This is a genomic window from Agrobacterium sp. NPDC089420 (assembly GCF_044900305.1).
Classification (GTDB): Bacteria; Pseudomonadota; Alphaproteobacteria; order Rhizobiales; family Rhizobiaceae; genus Agrobacterium.
Map to the genome: position 1 here is coordinate 15561 of NZ_JBJDMY010000027.1, position 17593 is coordinate 33153.

A 17593-nucleotide genomic window follows, 5' to 3' on the forward strand; every position below is an offset into this window, starting at 1 on the left:
TCCGTGGTCCTCCTGCTGTGATCGAAAAGGAACGAGACATGCACGACAGTCTGATGAAAAAGAGGAAATTCGCGCCACTCTTCTGGACGCAGTTCCTCTCCGCCTTCAACGACAATTTCCTGAAACAGACGCTGATCTTCCTGATCCTGGCGACGATGGCGGGCGAAGGCGCGGCACTCGTCACACTGGCGGGCGGTATCTTCATAGTACCGTTCCTGCTTCTATCGGCACTGGGTGGCGAACTCGCCGACAAGCACGACAAGGCGCAGATGGCGGAACGGCTGAAATTCGCCGAAATCGGCATCGCCGCCATTTCGGTCATCGGCATCGCCTTTTCCTCGATTTTCATCCTGATGGTTGCATTGTTTGGCTTCGGCGTCATTTCGGCGCTGTTCGGGCCGATCAAATACGGCATCCTGCCGGACCTTCTGGAAACGAACGAACTTCCTAAGGCCAATGCCTGGATCGAGGGCGGCACCTTCATTGCCATCCTGACCGGCACGATCGTCGCGGCCCTTGCTTTTGCCGAGGGTGACAGCGCCTGGATCTTCGGGCCGATGATGATGGTGCTTTCCGTCCTTTGCTGGCTTTCGGCGCGCATGATTCCGCAGATCGGCGCCCAGGCGCCGTCCCTGGTCATCGACAGAAATGTGTTTCGTTCCAGCATGACGCTGGTGAAGGAGCTGCGTAGCGATACCCGCGTCTGGCGCTCGGCGCTGATGAATTGCTGGTTCTGGTTTGTCGGCGCCTTCGTCATGTCGATGCTGCCGATCATGGTCACCGAAATCCTTGGTGGTTCCGAACTCGTCGTTCCTGCCTATCTTGCCATTTTTGCAATCTCGATTGCCATCGGCTCGGCAATTGCCGGCTGGATGTCTGCCGGTCGTGTCGTTCTTCTGCCCGCACCTGTTGGCATCACCATCGTCGCTCTGGCTGGGATCGATCTCGGCTGGAACCTCTGGGGCCTGCATTCGCTCTCGCATGCCCAGACATTTGCCGATTTCTTCGCAGGCCCGAAAACCATCTGGGTGGCGATCGATCTTGCCGGCATGGCAATCGGTGGGGCATTCCTTGCTGTTCCGACCTTTGCCGCCATGCAGACCTGGGCTGACGAGGAACGCCGTGCGCGCGTTATTGGTGGCGCTAATGTTCTCTCCGCACTGTTCATCACCATCGGCCTGGCGCTTGTCGCCGTGTTGCAGACTGTCGGTATTTCCGTCCCGATGATCATTCTCGGTTTGTCGGTCATCAACATCGCCGTCGCATGGCTGATGCTAAAGACGTTGCCCACCAACCCTTTCCGCGATTTCATCTCTATCCTTTTCCGTGCCTTCATGCGTCTGGAGGTCGAAGGTCTGGAGAACATCCGCAAGGCGGGTCGTGCGCCGATCATCGCGCTCAACCATGTCAGCTTCATCGATGGCGCTCTGGCGCTGGCCATCACCGAAGAAGAGCCCGTCTTTGCCGTCGACTACAAGATTGCCCAGACCTGGTGGGCTCGTCCCTTCCTGAAAATGGCAAAATTCCTGCCGCTCGATCCGACCAAGCCGATGGCGACCCGTTCGCTTATCAAAGTAGCCCAGGACGGCAATGCCATCGGCATTTTTCCGGAAGGTCGTCTCACGGTCACCGGCACGCTGATGAAGGTTTATGACGGCGCTGCTATGGTGGCTGACAAGACCGGTTCGATGATCGTGCCCGTGCGTATCGATGGCCTGGAAAAGAGCTATTTCTCCAGACTTTCCGGAGGGCAGGTGCGTCGCCGCCTGTTTCCAAAAGTCAAGGTGACGATCCTGGAGCCGGTTCGTCTTGAAGTGCCGGAAGACCTGAAGGGCCGCAAGCGCCGTATTGCGGCCGGTGCGGCACTCTACAAGATCATGTCGATGCTGCTATTTAAGACCACGGACACCAATCTTACCGTGCTGGAACGTATCATCGAAACGGCGCAGGAGAAGGGTGGCAGCAAGCTTGCCGTCGAGGATCCGATCAGCGGCCCGCTTTCTTATGGCAAGCTGCTCACGGGCGGCGCCGTGCTGGGCGCAAAGTTCAGGGCGATGTTCCCGAACGAGAAGACATTGGGCGTGATGCTACCCAATGCCAATGGCACTGCCGCCACCGTGCTCGGTGTTATGTCGGCCGGTAAGGTGCCTGCCATGCTCAACTTCACTGCCGGTGCTGCCAACATCCTGTCAGCCTGCAAGGCGGCTCAAGTGAAGCACGTTTTGTGCTCGCATGCCTTCGTCACGCAGGGCAAGCTCGGCCCGATCATCGCCGAACTTGAAAAGGAAGTGACGATTGTCTGGCTGGACAATCTGCGCCAGACCATCACCGCCTTCGACAAGATTGTGGGGTTTTTCCGCCGCTACAAGCCGCTGGTAAAACAGACGGCGAACGATACGGCCGTTATCCTATTTACCTCCGGCTCGGAAGGTGCGCCGAAGGGCGTGGTGCTGACCCATCGCAACATCCTGTCAAACACAGCCCAGGCTGCCTCACGCATCGACTTCCACTCTGGCGACAAGGTTTTCAACATCCTGCCGGTCTTCCATTCCTTTGGCCTCACCGCCGGCACTGTCCTGCCGCTGGTCGCTGGCGTACCGGTCTATTTCTATCCGTCGCCGCTACATTATCGCGTCGTGCCGGAACTGATCTACGCATCGAATGCCACCATCATCTTCGGCACCGACACGTTCCTCAACGGTTATGCCCGCACGGCTCATCCTTATGATTTCCGCTCGATCCGCTACATCTTTTCCGGTGCGGAACCGGTCAAGTCATCGACGCGCGAAGCCTATATGGAAAAATTTGGCCTGCGCATTCTGGAAGGTTACGGAGTCACCGAAACCGCACCGGTCATCTCACTCAATACGCCGATGTTCAATCGCTCCGGTACGGTTGGAAAAATCATGCCGGGCATGGATTGGCGTCTTGAGCCGGTACCGGGCATTGATGAAGGCGGTCGTCTGTTCATCCGCGGTGCCAATGTCATGGCCGGTTATCTGAGAGCTGAAAATCCTGGCGTGATCGAACCACTCGAAGGCGGCTGGCATGATACCGGCGATATCGTCACCATCGACGAGGATGGTTTTGTCACCATCTGCGGCCGCGCCAAGCGCTTTGCCAAGATCGGCGGCGAAATGGTGTCGTTGGCGGCCGTGGAAGCGCTTGCCGGTCAACTTTGGCCGGGTAGCCTCTCGGTTGTCTCCTCGGTCCCGGATGTGAAGAAGGGCGAACGCCTGATCCTGCTCACCGACGCCCCCAATGCCACGCGTGGCGATTTCGTAAGCTTCGCCAAGTCGAAGGGCGTGATGGACATGATGGTTCCGACCGAAGTCAATGTCGGCGTCGTCCCAGTCCTGGGTTCGGGCAAGGTCGATTTTGTTGCCGCGACAAAACTCGCGCTATCATCACACCCGTCTTCGGATGCGGCGTGAGGCTTGATCGAGTCGCCGTCGTCGACGCTCCGCTCGTCGCATCTCGTCTTCGGGTAGGTGCAAGATAGGTGTAAAAATCAGTCACAACGGAATTTCAAACGGTAGAGGGGTCGGGTTGAGTGGTTGCGAGGCATCCTCCATGTCGATTGAGTATTTCCCGAAGCACCGGATTTTTACTCGCGCGTAGGGGCTGAGGGCGGCTGTGAGCTCTGGCGTAACAGGCAAACCGCCGGCAGCCACGGAGTACCACCGGATTTCGTAGTGTCGATGCTTTCGGTGATAGACCGGAAGCCAACGCCTTTGGTATCCGGCACTATCTGATAACATCCACGACAATTCGCGAGTTGGGTTGCAAAGTTTTAACGTCGTCGTCGGCTTACATCGATACGCTTGATCCCGTCGAAATTGAACGATTTTTGCTGACTTTCATCATTGATCGCCTTTTACAGATCATCAAGGAAGCAGCAAATCTGCGGTTGACATCAACCCATGTGCGTCACTCTTGCCGGTCTTGCTTCTGCGCATCGACAGCGCGCGATAGGTCTGGAATGTTGCGATCATCACGACCGGCAAGCCCGCTTTCGTCAACTCGGTATTCAGCCATGGAGACAGGGCGCCAGCGTCAATGCCGACTTTTTCGACATGTTCCGACCGCTTTCGAATGTAATTCGCGAGATCGAACGGCCGGGTCAGGCAAGCACCTCCGAAATTACATTGCCCTTTTCGTCGATAATGCACACGGCCGTCGTTTTCTGTGATACATGGAGTCCAATGAATTGCCTTGGTTTCGTCATCCCTGAATAACCCTTCTGAACAATCCGATCTGGTCACTATGGATGGCACGAAGCGGCTTCCCAATATGTCCAGGTTCTTTCGAACTAAAGGTTACAGGGCTGTAGATACACAGTTTCGAACTCCCCGATCTCGAGGGGTGAGCCGCGGTCGCAGCGCCAAGGTGGAAAAATTGCAGAATACGGAATCGGGGGAAAAGGCCGGTAAATCCGGCAATCATGCTGGTCGATCCCAATGCAAGCCGTCGTTTGATGAGCGTTCAGGCACCCTAAGTGAAGCAACACCACCAACGACAGCGTGGCAAGAACTGAGACAGCGATGGCTGGGCCAGGCACTGTTCGTCTCTGCCCTGGATGAAATCGTCGACAGCTCCCTGCCGGATGAGTCCCCAGCGTCCAAACTGAAGCAACTCGGCATGATGGTTTATGTCATGGACCTCGTTGGCGAGGGAAAGCCAATCACGCTCACCGCTTTGGTCGAGTCGGGTGGTTTGGCCCGCAGCGCAGTGGGCGAGATCATGGACAAGCTGGTGGAGCGAGGTTGTCTCGCAGAGTCGATGGGAAAAAATACCTGGGGGCGAGGTAAAGCGCGGCAGTTCAACATCGGCGACGCGATTCTCGGGGCTCTGCAGCGCCAGGCGAGTTGCCAATGATCGCTGCATGACAAGGCGATCTAAACCTGAGTGCCAGACACAGACGCATCCCGAAAATATATCTCGGTTACCCGAAACCGTCCGTCGACCCGTTTGCATTGAACCACGATATCGATCGCGACCATCAGCATTTCGCGTATGTCGTGCCGGTCGAGGTCGCCACCACCTTCCGACTCCTTTACAAGCAAGGTCAGTTGCTCGAAGGCGAGGCGCGCAGAGTCGGCATGCACTGTCGTGATTGAACCGGGATGCCCGGAATTCACATTGCGGATGTAATAAAAGGCTGTGCCATCTCTGAGCTCCTGCAACAATATCCGGTCCGGACGCATACGCAGGCAGGATTCGAGGAGGTCCCTGGCGCCGATCTTCGCGGTCCCCTGGCCGCCCTTCGAATAGAAGAGACGGACGTGGTTGGGCTGCGGGATCACCAATTCGGGCGTGTCCTCGATGGAAATGATACGTTCGGTATCCGGGATATGCTGGATCAACGCCTTGGATAGCGTCGTCTTGCCCGATCCAGTGGCCCCGGAAATAATGATGTTTTTCCGCGCCAGCACGGCCTCCCGAAGAAACTGCTTGTGAGCGCCGGCACGGTAGAGCTCCGACAACCTTTGGTCCGATTGCCCGCTACTCTCTTGCGTGCGGACCACATCGGCGAATAGTCCGCCCTGGTCAAGATCGCCAAGGCTGAGCGACACCGAGGACGGTTTGCGAATGGTGACGCTGACGGTTCCCCTCATCGTCGCGGGCGGGATCACCATCTGGATTCGCTCGTCGTCGGGCAGGGTCGCCGACAGGATCGGCCGGGTTTCGTCGATCGATTGACCGGAATAGCTCGCCACCGCCCGAGCGAGGCGCATCAACCGGTCATGGGCAAGTTCGGGCAAATCGTGGACCTGCCATCCGTTCGCTCCTTCGGTCACGACCTTGCCGGGCTTATTGACAATGACCTCATAGAGCGATTTGTCGCGAAGGAACGGCGAGAGCGGCAGGAGCAGTTCACGCACGACACCGGAATCTGCGGCTTCAGTCATCGTAACACCTACTTCGTCACAAGCTTCGAGTCCGGGGCAAAGTCGCCGAGTACGGCGCGGTCATAAATGCGGTTGCGCGGTTCGGTGACGCGCAGCCGGTAGACGCTGGAAAAATCGAGATCGCGCGCCACGAAGATCGAAACCAGGCCTCCCTGATGTTTCATCAGGGTTGGCGGGATGTTGATCGATTGTTCGACGGCAATCGCCGCAGCCTGCTGACCGGCGCTGGTGGTGTTTTGTGCATCGACGTCGCTATCACGCAATTGGCTGTTGGCATAGGATGTCACATCGCCGACGATCGACAACAGGATGGCGCTGCCGAACCGTTCCCACCAATGTGTATCGACGTAGCCGTCCATGCCGACGCGGCCCAGCGCATCGGTTGCCGGTGACGCCAGGGTAATGATCACACCCTTCGGGGTCTTTGCCCGGTTCCAGAGAACAAAAAGGCGCTTCTGGCCACGGCGCAGTCCACCACGATATTCGCCGACGACCTGCGTGCCTTTCTCCATCAGCACGACGCGGCCGTTGTCGGACAGAACATCGCGATTGATGACGCAGCTGGTGAATCCCGGCTGGTCGGAAGAAAGGGCCGTCTCGAGCACGCAAGGGATGGAGGTTCCCATGGCGACGATGAAATCGCGATTGCCGAGCGTGCCGGCCCGCGATCCCTTCAATTGCGTCGGGGTCAGCATACGGTTGAAGCGCTGGTCCTCGTTTTCTCCCTGCCCCGTAAAGCTGCCCGGCGCGTTTGCGAGCGGGACATAGTTCGAGGCGGCATTGGTGTTCGCATCATCTTGCTGGCGCCTGGCGGTCGGCGTCTTTTCCGCACCATAGGCCATGACGGGCGCGCGCCGCGCAGCGTCGAGCAGCTTGTCGTCGTCGGTGAGCGCTTTCTCGGCGATGACGGGTGTCGGAAGCTGGACTTCGGCTGGTGTCATCGCGGGCTGAACCGGCTCCTTTGCCGGTTCGAAATCCGCCGTCTGGCGGATGACCACACGCTCCGGCTGCACGCCATCTGTCGGCTTGTTCTTCCCGCCCATCGACCAGAGGGCAAAGGTAACAAAGGCAATGATCGCGAGAGCAACGGCGCCGCGCTTGAGGATCGGGTTGTTATCGATCCGCCGGCCGGTCGATGTTTCAGCACGCTCGCCAGGGATCAGGGTGTTTTCTTCCTCGGCCATGACACCTCCTATTGCGCTGTATCAGGCGCGGCCTTGACGACGCGCTCAACCGACGGTGACGTCGTATTTGTTTCGGGATTGATGCCGACGCGATCATAGGCCTCGTTGAAGACACAGAGGACATCGCCGCCCCGACGCAGGATGAATTTGCGACTGATGGCGTGGACCAGCACAAGATTGCCGTCGACGGATTTCGGCACCAGACTCTCTGTGCCGTCCGAATTCTCCATATAGATCGTCGGCATTTCCTGATTGCCGATAAAGGCGAAGGTCGTGACCTTGCCGTTGTCATAGACGGCCTGCGGTTCGAGTGCCTGCGACCCTTGAGCGGAATACCGCCAGTTGCGGGGTCCATAGGCCTCGTGAAGAGACAGAACACTATCGGCTTCGCCGGCCTGCGCTGCTTGGGCGCGAGCGGCTGCGTCCTGTTTCCGGCGCTCGGCTTCATCGGCAGGATAACGGTATTTTACATAGAAATAGGTGTTCTGCCCGGCTTCGACGCTGCCGTCCCGGACGGTCAGTTCCATCTGATAACTGCGCGTCGAACCGTCCCGTCTGGTCGTCACCACAGAGATATTCGTTACGGGCTGGTTTTCCCGCGGCTTGAGGAACAGGATGTTGCCGGCCGGCGCCACCTCCCATGCGACGCTGTTGCCGAGCGCGACATGGGCGATCTCCTCGTCTGCGGCGAATTCGACCTGCACCGACGAACGCAGCGTGCCGACCACGCGGGTGATGTTGTAGGGTTGGTAGTCGATAAACCGGACCCGGCTGTCCTGGGACGCACCGCGCGGGATCTCCAAAGCCGATACCGTTGAGGAAAAGCCGGCAATCACGAAAAGGACGAGCAGAAATCTCTGTTTCAATTGATGGCCTCCGGATCCGCGCGATATTCGCTGACGACGAAGCCCAGGGGATTGACCAGCCGGTCGGTGGAAGACATCGGGGCGTTGACATAGGAGAAGGTAAGCGTCGCAACCCAGTGTGTGGTGCGCACATCGTCACCGCGTGTGACGGTGCGCATGTATCGGACGGAAGCCACATTGGCGTTGATAAGCGAGATCGATACGATATTGATCCGCGAGGTGGCGCTCCGGCCATAAGTATTCTGCGGCGAATCCGGATTGCTGCCGCGATAGGCGGCCGCGAAGCGGGACTGCTCGGGTTGGGTCGAAAGGAGCGCCACCGTCCGGAAATTCTCCTCCCCTTCGCTCCAGACATAGCCTTCACGGGCGCGAACATATCTGGCCGCGAAGTACTTCGTGACGGCTTCATCATAGACGCCGGCGGTCGAGGTCAGTGCTGACACCACGTCAACGATCCCCGTTGAATTGTCGACCCGCACGACGAACGGCTCCACCGTCTTCAGAGGCGTGAGGCCGGCGATCGCAAAGACGGAGACGACGGCAACGACACTGGCCGAGATCGCAACGAGCCAGGCGATGCGGGCCGAGCGCTCGACCTGGATGAGCCGATCCTGATCGAAGCGGCGCGCCTTGTCGAAATAGCTCTTGAGGCTGTCAGTGTTCACCATCTCAGTTTCCCTCACACGGACGGTAGGAGCCTGCGGCATCGAAGTGTGTGAATGCAGCCAGCGTTGCCGAGGCCGGTTCTTCCGCGTAAGGCACCGCGAGGGTCGTCTGGCTCCGAGCGTTCTCGCTCGCAGGTTTCTGCAGCGTCCCCTTATCCTCCCACTGCCACATCGAGCGGTTCAGCGGACGCCGGGAGTAGCCGTCACATTTAGGCAGTGGGTAAGAAATAGAGGCGCAACCGGAAAGGCTGGCGGTCAGCAAGAGCGGCAAGAGAATACGGATCATCAAAGTAACCTGTCCAATGTCCTTGATATCGAGGCGGTCATTCCGCCCGGTTCGCAGTCAACCGGCGGCCCACAACGCGTGTTCCGCGGCCGACCGCCCTGGCCGTATGCGAAGCCGCCCAGGCGAGCGTGCTTTCGTGCGCATCACGGGCGGCGCCATAGCCATAGGTCAGTGACGCGCCGCCGGCGGCGAGCGCCGAGGCAATGCCGGGCAATTGATAGAAGACATAAAGAGCCGCGATGCAGATGGCGCAGAGCGCGATCGGACGCATAAGAACATCGCTATAACCCTCGATTGCCGTGAAGGTCGTGTCGATGCAAGTGATCAGCAGCGAGCCGATGGCAACGACCAGCACCTGCAGGATGACGAAGTTCGCAAGCTGACCAATCCAGGATTCCGTAAACCGGCGCGTCGACTGGAACATGGCGAGTGCGATGAAGATCGGCCCAATCGCGAGGATGATGGCGAGTGCGAGGCGCGCATAAAGCGAGACGATATAGCCGATCGCCGCGACGAGGAAGCTTGCGCCGATAACCAGCATGCCGCCGAAACCGGTGACGATATCGACCGGCCAGGAGGCACGGGACCAGATCTCGTAGGCGCTCTTCTGGCCCTTGTCGAGCAGGCTGTCGAAGGTGGACGCACTCGGCGCAGTGCCGGAGTTCAGCGCCTCGGCGATCTCCTTTGGGAGGGTATCGAAAAAGATGTTAGTGACATAGGTCTGGTAGTCGCTAGCGTTGCGCACCAGCATGACGATGATGGCGAGCTTGATCGCACGGAAAGCGAATTCGAGGATCGGCTCCTGCACCGAGCCGCGCAACACCAGATAGCCGTAAAGCACGACGTAAAGCGTCAGCGCCGCCGTCAACGGGCCGCTGACCCAATTGGCAATGTTCGAGGTGCCTGTGGAAATGAAGTTTTCGAGCGGCGTCTTGAACTGGCCGTCGACGAAACTGAACACCTCATACATGGCTCAGCCTCCAAGCGACTTGCGCATGCGCTCGAGCCGGAGCCTGCCGTCGGCGGCTTCGGCATTGCGGCAATTGGCTGCGTCGCGAAGCTCACCGGGATTGTTTCTGCATTCACCAATGATCTTCGTCAGCAAGGCCTCGTCGGCGACCAGTTCGTCGACGGTGTAGACCTTCTCCTCAGAAGAGCAGGCCGATAGCAGAAGCATCGCCAAAGCGGAAACGAACCATCTCATTTCAGCGCTGCTCCCATAGTATCCATGCGCTGGCGCCAGTCTTCGGCCTTGCGTTGTTCGTCGACCTGCACCTGCGCCTGCTGAACCATTTGCAGGCCTTGCATGCGAAGGACATCGGTTTGCAGGAAGGCGGTTTCGGCCTGCAAGCGGGCCTGAAGATCGGCAATATCCTTGGCATCGGCAGCACTGGAGATCTTCTGACGAAGTTCGTCGATCCCGTCGATGCGCTTGGTCGCAGCGTCATAAATCTGCTGGCCGAGACTCATCTGTCCAGCATTCTTGTTCTGGATGCGCGAGAGTTCCTGGGCATAAAAGTCATCCGCGCTGGTGCGGTAGGTGGAATTTCCCTCAAGGAATTTCGACGCGGAGTCGCCGAAGACACCGCTCCCCGAGCCCGTGAACAGGCTTTCGATGGCATTGAAGTCCTGCGGAAGCGCCTTGCGGATCGAGGAATCGTTTAAAAGGCTGGCGACATCGGCCATGTTGGTGATCTTGTTCAGCGAGCCGTAGAGCTGCTGCGCCTGCGTAATCTGCTGGTTCAGGGCATCGAGCTGGGACTTCAGCTGGGCGATGCTCTCGATCTGCTTGGCGATCGCCGACTGGTCGATAACGGGAATACCCTGGGCATCGGCAAAATTTTGCGGTGCCAGCAACGCGACCGCCGCCAGGAGTAGTGCTTTACTGCCGTTGCGGATCATGATGATCTCCTTCTTTGCTGGAACAAGGTCAACCAGTCCTCGTACCCTTCGCCGAGTTCGGCACGGATGGCGTCCGCCAGCTCCACATTCGCCGTTCGACCCGACAGGATCGCAAGTTCGTCGTCGAAACCGTTCAGGTTCAGTTCGGCGACCACGCTGTTATGGCCTTGCTTGACGATGAAGCGCCGGCTTTCTACAGAGAGTTCACGCGAGATCAGTTCGAATTCGCGCTCGGTCAGCTTGAAGCCGCCGACATAATCGGCATGGTCGCCGCGCGGGTTGGGTAGAAAAATCTGCGTCGGGCATTGCTCGATGATCGTGTGGGCGATAGGTGAGACGATGGCATCGCGCGGGCTCTGGGTCGCAAACAACATGAGACCGTTCTGCTTGCGGATCGTCTTCAGCTTGTTCTGGGCAAGATCGCGGAACCCCTCGTCCTGCAGCGCCTTCCAGAACTCATCGATGACGATGATGATGCGGCGGCCGTCGATCAGTTGCTCGACGCGATAGAACAGGTAAGCCATCAACGGGGTGCGGATTTCCTCGTTGTCGAGGAAATCGGTCATGTCGTAGCCGATGAACTTAGCACCGATTCCGATATCGTCGAGATCGTTGTCGAAGACCCAGCCGAGCGGCCCTCCCCTCTCCCAGCGCCGGAGCCGCGAGGCAATGCCTTCGGGATCGGTGTTGTTGAGGAAGGTGCGCAGGGCGCCGATGGAGCGGCGCTCGACGGGAAGGTCCGCCAGACCGTCGACGGCGGCTGCGATATCGCGCAGTTCGGTGACGGTCAGTTCCCGTGTCGCCGCTCCAACCAGCTTGCCGATCCAGCGCGTCAGGAAAATCCTGCTCTCCGGCGTCAGGTCGAGCGCCTTCAGCGGTGCGCACCCCGTCGGCACGCCGTTCCTGAGCGGCAGATAGGTGCCGCCTGCGGCGCGAACGAACAGATCGGCACCCCTGTCCTTGTCGAAGAACACCATGTGGGGATCATGCTTTTCGAGTTGTGAAAGCATGAAGTTGAGAAGCACTGTCTTGCCCGCGCCCGATGGGCCGCAGACGAAGGTGTTGCCGAGATCGCTATGATGGAAATTGAAATAGAACGGTGAGCCGGAAGCGGTCTTCAGCATGGCGACCGCCGGTCCCCATTCGTTGCCGTCCTTCTGACCGGTCGGGTAGGAATGATAGGGCGAAAGGGCTGTAAAGTTTCGCGAGGTAATCGCACCCGAGCGCACGCGATAGCGGAGATTCCCCGGCAGTTGCGCCCACCAGGCAGCCTCGAGCCCGAGATCCTCGCGGGCGACAACCGCGCCGCCGCTGGTCAGATGCGCGCGTGCCTTTGCCATATGGTCGGTCAGTTCCTTGACGGTCGGCGCGAAGACCGCAAGGCCGAGGTGGTGCTCGCCTATCACGAAGCGGTTGGATTCGAGATCGTCCATCGCCTCGCTGAGCTCTTCGATCTGCGAGGCGGCCTTGTCGGCGGCGCTGACCATCTGGTTCTGTTTGCGACCCATGATCGTGCGGGCGTCCGCCTTCGAAGTAAAGGCAAAGGACTGTGTCAGGACAGTTTCGAACGGGGCCGTCAGGATGCCATCGAGCATGCCACTGCGCGTGGTCGCCGGATATTCCTTGAAGCCGAACATTCCGGCATAGCGGGTCTCGGCCTCGTGACGGATCTCGACCGTTTCGCGGCCAAAGATCACCCGGTCCGAATAGATCGCCGATGAAATCCGCCCCTCTGTCAGGGGCAACGGCTCACGGCGCCCACCGACAAGCTGGTGGAGAAACTCGCTCGGTTCAGAGAACAGAATCCCGTCATGCTCATAGAGCGACAGAACGCGGGCCCCAAAGCGCTTCAGCCCGGCGACAACGTCGACCACCTTGTCTTGCAGATGTTTGAGCGCCGCTTCGTCCAGCTCGATGCCGGATCGGCGCGCCTTGCGCAGTCGGGAAAGGAGATTAGCGGCCTTCTCGGCGGGATCACGGCTCGGAGACCAGATCAGGCTGAGATAGAGATCGTTGCGGAACAGGTCTTCGCGCACCATCCGCTCACGGTATCTGGCATTGAGACCATCGGAGAAACGATTGGCGAAGTGCCCTTCGGGATAATCGTTATCACGCCGGCGGATGACATGCGTCCAGAGCGCCAGCCGCTCGTCGGCGATATTGCGGTAGAGCGTGTTCAGACTGCGATGCAGGCCATTGAGGTCGAGAATATCGGCGGTCTCGAAGGAAACGCCTTCGAACACGAGCACGCTCATCAGCGCGCGGGACTCAAGCGCGATGGTGCTTTCATCGACATGGCGCACATAGGGAATGAAGATCTCCGGCCCGAGCTCGCGGGACCGCAGCGTCGCAAGGCTAGGCAAGGCTCAGGTCCCTTTCGTCGTAGCGCCGGACAAGCTTCAATGGCGAGAGCGTCGCGCCACCCCAATAGGCGGCGTTGCGGGAGCGGCCGCGGGTCTCGATCCAGGCAATGAGGATACGGAACATGTTGTGGTCGTGTTTGACGAGCGCCCGGAACACGAGGTGGAAGATGATGCCGACGAGCGCATAGGCGATCGATCCCGCGGTGATATAGAGGATGGTGGTCAGCATGATGTTGATGCCCATCGCTTCCATGGTCACGCCGGCGATCATGGCCGGCCGGGTGCAGGCCAGGAACAGTGTGTCTTCCTCAAGGACGGGAGTGCTCGCCATGAATGTCAGCCGCCGACGATGGTATTGACCAGTTCAGTGGCCCCGAAAATGCCGCCGATACCGATGATCCAGAAACCGGCCTTTCTCAGATCCATGTAACCGAACATCCATGCGATGCAGATGATGATCACAGCGATGATCGCCAGCAGGCGGGCGATATTACCGGTGAGCATCGTGACAATGTTCTGCAGCACGGTTTCGATGCCGGCGGACTGGGCAAAAGCCGGTTCAACGAGGCAGGCAACGATGGCAATGGCCATCAGCGCGGACGCTGCAAGGGGACGAAGGCTGGTTCTGGAGATCATTCATTCTGCTCCGATCGGTCATTCTGAAAAACAAGAACAGAAGAGAGCCGTCTGGAACGGAATACGTCCCATAATGCGGTTTCTTCGGCCTGCGTGACTTGTTCATGGACTGGCTGTGCCAGTCGGTTTTGAGCCTGTTCCTCGGTCGCCTCGTCGTGGGCAATTGGCCCGGCCGGTCCGCCAATCGTGAGCGATGCGAGTTTTGGGGAGAGGCGCCTCACCTCGTTGCGCACCTGCTCGTCATACCGGACCATTTCTCCAACCGAAGGGTCATCCCGCCCGTACCAGGACTGCAGCATTACCGTTTCGGCCCACCCCTGATCAGCACCGAAACGTAGGGCGAGACGATAATAGCCATCGAGAAGCGTGGCGGTTGCCTTGAGGTTCAGACACAAATCGAACGCGTCAGAAACGGAGAGGTTCAGTTTTCGAAGTTCCTCGACACCGATCCCGCCAAGTCCGATCTGAACATCCTGGTGGTCGGCGATCAGGGACGTTGCCACCTCAATCGCTTCGGCCTTGCTGGCGGGCTGCACAGCAAGCGGCATGCCGCTATTGATGCGGATGTTGAAGGGAAGGAACCTGCTTTCCAGGCTGACGACGGCGGCCAGCGTTTCCACCTGGACCATTGGCGCACAGCTCTGCGCGATATCGACGAAAGTGGCGCTCATCGCTCAATACCAGACACGCTGCTTGCCGACGCCATCGATAGTGACATCGATATAGCGCGGCTGCGATCGCACGTTGGGATGCGTGATCGGATAACCCATGCACTGGAGCCGGCCATCCTGTCGCTGCCACCGTGCTGACAGGACCGAGCCGGAGTTGCGGCTGTCATTGTCACGGCCGGAAGAGCAAAGCGAGCTGTCTACCCGCTGGAGGGCGGTTGAAACGCAGGTCGCCTGTTCACCGCGAGATCCGTAGCTGCTCGAAAGGCGATAACCGTCGTCGCAATAATATGGCTCGTAGCCGGGCCGGGAACTGTGAAACCCGACGCCGCTGCAGGTCGGAAACGAATGACCCTTGGCAAGCGCGCGCCAGAGTTTTTGGATCGGGGGCCGGCATTCCGCAAACTGGGTTGCACCACCGGGGTTGGAAAGGCACAGGATAACCTGGCAACCCCAGTCATCAGCTCGCGCATTGCTGCCGGAAATCAGATAGGATGGCAGCATCAAGGAAACAGACAGCAGACTATTCAGCAGAAGGTTTTTCATGGACTGTCCCCTCCGAAACAATGACAGCGCGCTACGGCAACAACGTCCGGCAGGAGCGCAACGCAATTTTACTATCGTATATAACACAGTTAAATAACATGACAAGAGCGCTCAAGACACAATTGCACAACCTTGCCTTCTCCGGACTGATCCTCCACGAGATCCTCGACCATCCACTGGAAGACGAAACGCCACAGGCGCGGCTGAAAGAGATCGGAATGATGACGATCCTCTACACGATGAGCCAGGCGCACCAGAAACTAACCCTTTCCAATGTCGTTGAAATTACCGGACTGACGCGGAGCGGTGCAAAGGAGACCGTCGACGTTCTCGTCAAGCGGGGCATGCTGAATGAAACTATGGGAACGAATTCCATGGGGCGGGGAACCGCGCGTCAGTTCGAGATATCCGCAGACCTTTTGAAAAAGTTGAGTACCTTCGACAGCTAACCACAGCTTTGCGATTAAACTAACTTATTTTCCAGGCAATGCGATGCGAAAGCGAATCAATCCCATGCGAAGCACGAACATCGAGAGCGGTTATTCTCAGGAGGAGGAACGAGCTCTCGAACAAACCGACTTGTGCTTCTTTGTGCTGAATCAGACGCCCACCATGGGCGTAGCGCAATCGGTTGCGAGATTTCTCACAAAGCGAAGCGCCCGTTTTGTCCATCCCATAGCTGCAATGCGCATTGGCGGCAAGCGTACTTGCACCGGACATTCTGTAGGACCTTTACCTCGATATGGAGTTGTTCGGTAACCGCCTCGCACATGCGATGCATTTGTCCGTTGTAGCAGGGCAAGCCTTCCGACTGTCGGGAAATCAGATGTCAATTGGTGGACGCCGTCCATGCCAACAGTCGGGAGGTGCGTTCGCCATGTCGACGACAATCAATGCCATATTGATTTTGAGAAGGTCTTTCATTGACCGCCGGATGGTATCCCGCGATACCGTCGGTTCCCCTGAATTTTCCCGCCACGCATCTGTCAGCCGCCTCGCGAGATCGGCAAGTGAAGCACTCGGCTTCGCTGGAAAACCTTCCAGATGGACAGAAATGAAGAGTCTTGTCGCGACGACCGCGGTCCCTTTTGATGTCCATATCGAAATAGTGTGCACTATCGTAGAGCTACGATGGCCAGTCTCCGCGGCTTCACTCGGAATTAAAATACCTGTGGCAACGCGAGTGCGAACGCAGATGAAAGGACAATAAAAACAGTGAGAATGATTGGTTTCATTACGTTTCTGCCTCCCCTCCTTCTTACAATAGCCACGAGGAGGGCCAACAGAAAAAGAACCAGCAAGGCGTAGTATGCCACTCGAAAAACATTGACGAACTGATCGCCGAATGACGCGTCTTCCAATGGCCTCGGTTGGAAGTCCGCAATCACAAGAAGAACGACGTAGTAAGCGACGAAGATCGATTGGATGACCGGGCTACGACTCAAAATCGCAGTCACCGATATGATGGGGCCAACAACGGCAAACAATAGGATTGCGTATCCGAGGATCGGGACGGCAGTTATGTGCCAGAACGTGGTGGAATTCTCGACACCGATCGCAACCCATAAACAGATGGCGACAGGCGCAGCGCATAAGACGAGGGCCCATTTCAATTCGTTTGATGTAACGGCTACAAACTTCATGGGATGACCTCGTCACCTAACGTTTGATAGAGACAAAATCACCAAAAAGGTTCTTACGAAGAGGTGGTCGATCTTGGATTCGATGTCATATTGCGTATGGTGGCGCACCGTTTTTTACGAACGCAAGAGGGCCATATGCAGGTTTTAGTACGCGATAACAATGTCGATCAGGCGCTGAGAATTCTCAAGAAGAAACTCCAGCGCGAAGGCATTTTCCGCGAAATGCGTCTTCGCGAAGCTTTTGAGAAACCGTCTATCAAGAAAGCACGGGAAAAAGCTGAAGCAGTCGGACGTCAGCGAAAACTCGCCCGTAAACAGATGCAGCGTGAAGGTCTTCTTCCTTCGAAGCCTTAAAAAGACAAGTGACCCGATTACGGTGCCGCGGCGCTCAGTAAACCGTCTTTTGAGGCTTTCAGCATTTATTGACGAAGCAACGTCGCGATCACCTGCGGCGCTGAGTTGGCGATCTGCTAAGTACTGACGGCAAACTGCAGCCGAAACGCCTTGAGTCTTGTGGAAACCTCATCCATGTAGGCATCGCCGAGACGGCCGACCTAGCCCGCGGCAGCCTCGATGAGAGGTCGAGCCAGTTGTCATCGAACAGCGAGTGCAGAGAGGTTGCTTCGTCCTCACCTTGCCGTCGTTCTGGTTCAGGATTTCGTTCACATAAGAACGGTCGAAGCAATATCCCTGCGGAGACACGCCGTTGACGGAAAATGGAAGCTCACATCGATATCGTCCGCGTCCTTGCTGTCCCCGTGGAACTCTACCGAGAGCCATGTCAGTTGCCACGATAAGATTGATGCAACAATTGGAGTTCCCTTCTAATACGCCGCCTCGCTGATCAAAACTCATTCGCCCATTCTCTTCGTCCGATGGACATGATGCGCCAAGGCTGGCTTTCGAGCTTTCGCCATGCATC

Annotated in this window: 19 protein-coding genes; 4 read left to right on the forward strand and 15 right to left on the reverse strand. The window is 57.9% G+C overall.

Annotated features, from left to right (window positions below):
- The first annotated feature begins 38 nt into the window (after positions 1-38).
- Positions 39-3434, forward strand: a complete 3396-nt coding sequence (locus tag ACI2KA_RS24875) for an acyl-[ACP]--phospholipid O-acyltransferase (protein WP_404505124.1) — start codon at positions 39-41, stop codon at positions 3432-3434.
- Positions 3435-3887: 453 nt separating this feature from the next.
- Here the strand turns inward: ACI2KA_RS24875 and ACI2KA_RS24880 are convergent, their stop codons facing one another.
- A complete protein-coding gene (locus ACI2KA_RS24880) occupies positions 3888-4277 on the reverse strand; it encodes a hypothetical protein (RefSeq protein ID WP_404505125.1) in 390 nt (129 codons plus the stop codon).
- A 121-nt stretch (positions 4278-4398) separates the two neighbouring features.
- Here ACI2KA_RS24880 and ACI2KA_RS24885 point away from each other — a divergent pair, with 121 nt between their 5' ends.
- The gene (locus tag ACI2KA_RS24885) at positions 4399-4878 is read left to right on the forward strand and encodes a hypothetical protein (protein WP_404505126.1); all 480 of its coding nucleotides are present in this window, start codon (positions 4399-4401) and stop codon (positions 4876-4878) included.
- A gap of 20 nt (positions 4879-4898) precedes the next feature.
- Here ACI2KA_RS24885 and virB11 read toward each other — a convergent pair whose 3' ends face one another.
- From virB11 to ACI2KA_RS24950, 13 genes are read right to left on the reverse strand one after another with little or no spacing between them, the layout of a single operon-like run.
- The gene (virB11, locus tag ACI2KA_RS24890; RefSeq protein ID WP_404505127.1) at positions 4899-5912 is read right to left on the reverse strand and encodes a P-type DNA transfer ATPase VirB11; all 1014 of its coding nucleotides are present in this window, start codon (positions 5910-5912) and stop codon (positions 4899-4901) included.
- Between the two features lie 8 nt (positions 5913-5920).
- Positions 5921-7096 carry a type IV secretion system protein VirB10 gene (gene virB10 / locus ACI2KA_RS24895; protein ID WP_404505128.1) on the reverse strand — a complete coding sequence of 392 codons (1176 nt, stop codon included), beginning with the start codon at positions 7094-7096 and terminating at the stop codon, positions 5921-5923.
- 8 nt (positions 7097-7104) lie between these two features.
- Entirely contained in the window at positions 7105-7962 is an 858-nt protein-coding gene (gene virB9, locus ACI2KA_RS24900; protein WP_404505129.1) for a P-type conjugative transfer protein VirB9, read from the reverse strand.
- Entirely contained in the window at positions 7959-8630 is a 672-nt protein-coding gene (locus tag ACI2KA_RS24905; RefSeq protein WP_404505130.1) for a virB8 family protein, read from the reverse strand. The genes virB9 and ACI2KA_RS24905 overlap by 4 nt, the downstream gene beginning before the upstream one ends.
- Before the next feature lies 1 nt (position 8631).
- The gene (locus ACI2KA_RS24910; RefSeq protein WP_404505131.1) at positions 8632-8913 is read right to left on the reverse strand and encodes a hypothetical protein; all 282 of its coding nucleotides are present in this window, start codon (positions 8911-8913) and stop codon (positions 8632-8634) included.
- Between the two features lie 37 nt (positions 8914-8950).
- Positions 8951-9883: a type IV secretion system protein gene (locus tag ACI2KA_RS24915; RefSeq protein WP_404505132.1), complete on the reverse strand. Its 933-nt coding sequence runs from the start codon at positions 9881-9883 to the stop codon at positions 8951-8953.
- A gap of 3 nt (positions 9884-9886) precedes the next feature.
- Positions 9887-10117, reverse strand: coding sequence for an EexN family lipoprotein (locus tag ACI2KA_RS24920; protein WP_404505133.1), 231 nt, complete (start codon positions 10115-10117; stop codon positions 9887-9889).
- Positions 10114-10815, reverse strand: coding sequence for a P-type DNA transfer protein VirB5 (gene virB5, locus ACI2KA_RS24925; RefSeq protein WP_404505134.1), 702 nt, complete (start codon positions 10813-10815; stop codon positions 10114-10116). The genes ACI2KA_RS24920 and virB5 overlap by 4 nt, the downstream gene beginning before the upstream one ends.
- The gene (locus ACI2KA_RS24930) at positions 10812-13178 is read right to left on the reverse strand and encodes a VirB4 family type IV secretion/conjugal transfer ATPase (RefSeq protein WP_404505135.1); all 2367 of its coding nucleotides are present in this window, start codon (positions 13176-13178) and stop codon (positions 10812-10814) included. The genes virB5 and ACI2KA_RS24930 overlap by 4 nt, the downstream gene beginning before the upstream one ends.
- Positions 13171-13509, reverse strand: coding sequence for a type IV secretion system protein VirB3 (locus ACI2KA_RS24935; protein ID WP_174028572.1), 339 nt, complete (start codon positions 13507-13509; stop codon positions 13171-13173). The genes ACI2KA_RS24930 and ACI2KA_RS24935 overlap by 8 nt, the downstream gene beginning before the upstream one ends.
- A 5-nt stretch (positions 13510-13514) precedes the next feature.
- Positions 13515-13814: a TrbC/VirB2 family protein gene (locus ACI2KA_RS24940; protein ID WP_113082100.1), complete on the reverse strand. Its 300-nt coding sequence runs from the start codon at positions 13812-13814 to the stop codon at positions 13515-13517.
- A complete protein-coding gene (locus tag ACI2KA_RS24945; RefSeq protein WP_404505136.1) occupies positions 13811-14485 on the reverse strand; it encodes a type IV secretion system protein VirB1 in 675 nt (224 codons plus the stop codon). The genes ACI2KA_RS24940 and ACI2KA_RS24945 overlap by 4 nt, the downstream gene beginning before the upstream one ends.
- Positions 14486-14488: 3 nt before the next feature.
- Complete coding sequence (locus tag ACI2KA_RS24950; protein ID WP_404505137.1) at positions 14489-15028, reverse strand: hypothetical protein; 540 nt, start codon at positions 15026-15028, stop codon at positions 14489-14491.
- Positions 15029-15126: 98 nt separating this feature from the next.
- On the opposite strand from ACI2KA_RS24950, the gene ACI2KA_RS24955 reads away from it, so the two are divergent.
- Positions 15127-15477, forward strand: a complete 351-nt coding sequence (locus tag ACI2KA_RS24955) for a MarR family transcriptional regulator (RefSeq protein WP_404505141.1) — start codon at positions 15127-15129, stop codon at positions 15475-15477.
- A 711-nt stretch (positions 15478-16188) separates the two neighbouring features.
- Here ACI2KA_RS24955 and ACI2KA_RS24960 read toward each other — a convergent pair.
- Positions 16189-16671: a hypothetical protein gene (locus ACI2KA_RS24960; protein WP_404505138.1), complete on the reverse strand. Its 483-nt coding sequence runs from the start codon at positions 16669-16671 to the stop codon at positions 16189-16191.
- Between the two features lie 135 nt (positions 16672-16806).
- Between ACI2KA_RS24960 and rpsU the strand changes: the two genes are divergently transcribed.
- The gene (rpsU, locus tag ACI2KA_RS24965; protein WP_404505139.1) at positions 16807-17025 is read left to right on the forward strand and encodes a 30S ribosomal protein S21; all 219 of its coding nucleotides are present in this window, start codon (positions 16807-16809) and stop codon (positions 17023-17025) included.
- The last annotated feature ends 568 nt before the right edge of the window (positions 17026-17593 follow it).

What these genes read in the sequence shown, in the direction of transcription:
- ACI2KA_RS24875 (WP_404505124.1), top strand. Translation starts at nt 39, where the DNA reads ATGCACGACAGTCTGATGAAAAAGAGGAAATTCGCGCCACTCTTCTGG.
- virB11 (WP_404505127.1), bottom strand. Translation starts at nt 5,912, where the DNA reads ATGACTGAAGCCGCAGATTCCGGTGTCGTGCGTGAACTGCTCCTGCCG.
- virB10 (WP_404505128.1), bottom strand. Translation starts at nt 7,096, where the DNA reads ATGGCCGAGGAAGAAAACACCCTGATCCCTGGCGAGCGTGCTGAAACA.
- ACI2KA_RS24905 (WP_404505130.1), bottom strand. Translation starts at nt 8,630, where the DNA reads ATGGTGAACACTGACAGCCTCAAGAGCTATTTCGACAAGGCGCGCCGC.
- ACI2KA_RS24910 (WP_404505131.1), bottom strand. Translation starts at nt 8,913, where the DNA reads ATGATCCGTATTCTCTTGCCGCTCTTGCTGACCGCCAGCCTTTCCGGT.
- ACI2KA_RS24915 (WP_404505132.1), bottom strand. Translation starts at nt 9,883, where the DNA reads ATGTATGAGGTGTTCAGTTTCGTCGACGGCCAGTTCAAGACGCCGCTC.
- ACI2KA_RS24920 (WP_404505133.1), bottom strand. Translation starts at nt 10,117, where the DNA reads ATGAGATGGTTCGTTTCCGCTTTGGCGATGCTTCTGCTATCGGCCTGC.
- virB5 (WP_404505134.1), bottom strand. Translation starts at nt 10,815, where the DNA reads ATGATCCGCAACGGCAGTAAAGCACTACTCCTGGCGGCGGTCGCGTTG.
- ACI2KA_RS24935 (WP_174028572.1), bottom strand. Translation starts at nt 13,509, where the DNA reads ATGGCGAGCACTCCCGTCCTTGAGGAAGACACACTGTTCCTGGCCTGC.
- ACI2KA_RS24940 (WP_113082100.1), bottom strand. Translation starts at nt 13,814, where the DNA reads ATGATCTCCAGAACCAGCCTTCGTCCCCTTGCAGCGTCCGCGCTGATG.
- ACI2KA_RS24945 (WP_404505136.1), bottom strand. Translation starts at nt 14,485, where the DNA reads ATGAGCGCCACTTTCGTCGATATCGCGCAGAGCTGTGCGCCAATGGTC.
- ACI2KA_RS24950 (WP_404505137.1), bottom strand. Translation starts at nt 15,028, where the DNA reads ATGAAAAACCTTCTGCTGAATAGTCTGCTGTCTGTTTCCTTGATGCTG.
- ACI2KA_RS24955 (WP_404505141.1), top strand. Translation starts at nt 15,127, where the DNA reads ATGACAAGAGCGCTCAAGACACAATTGCACAACCTTGCCTTCTCCGGA.
- ACI2KA_RS24960 (WP_404505138.1), bottom strand. Translation starts at nt 16,671, where the DNA reads ATGAAGTTTGTAGCCGTTACATCAAACGAATTGAAATGGGCCCTCGTC.
- rpsU (WP_404505139.1), top strand. Translation starts at nt 16,807, where the DNA reads ATGCAGGTTTTAGTACGCGATAACAATGTCGATCAGGCGCTGAGAATT.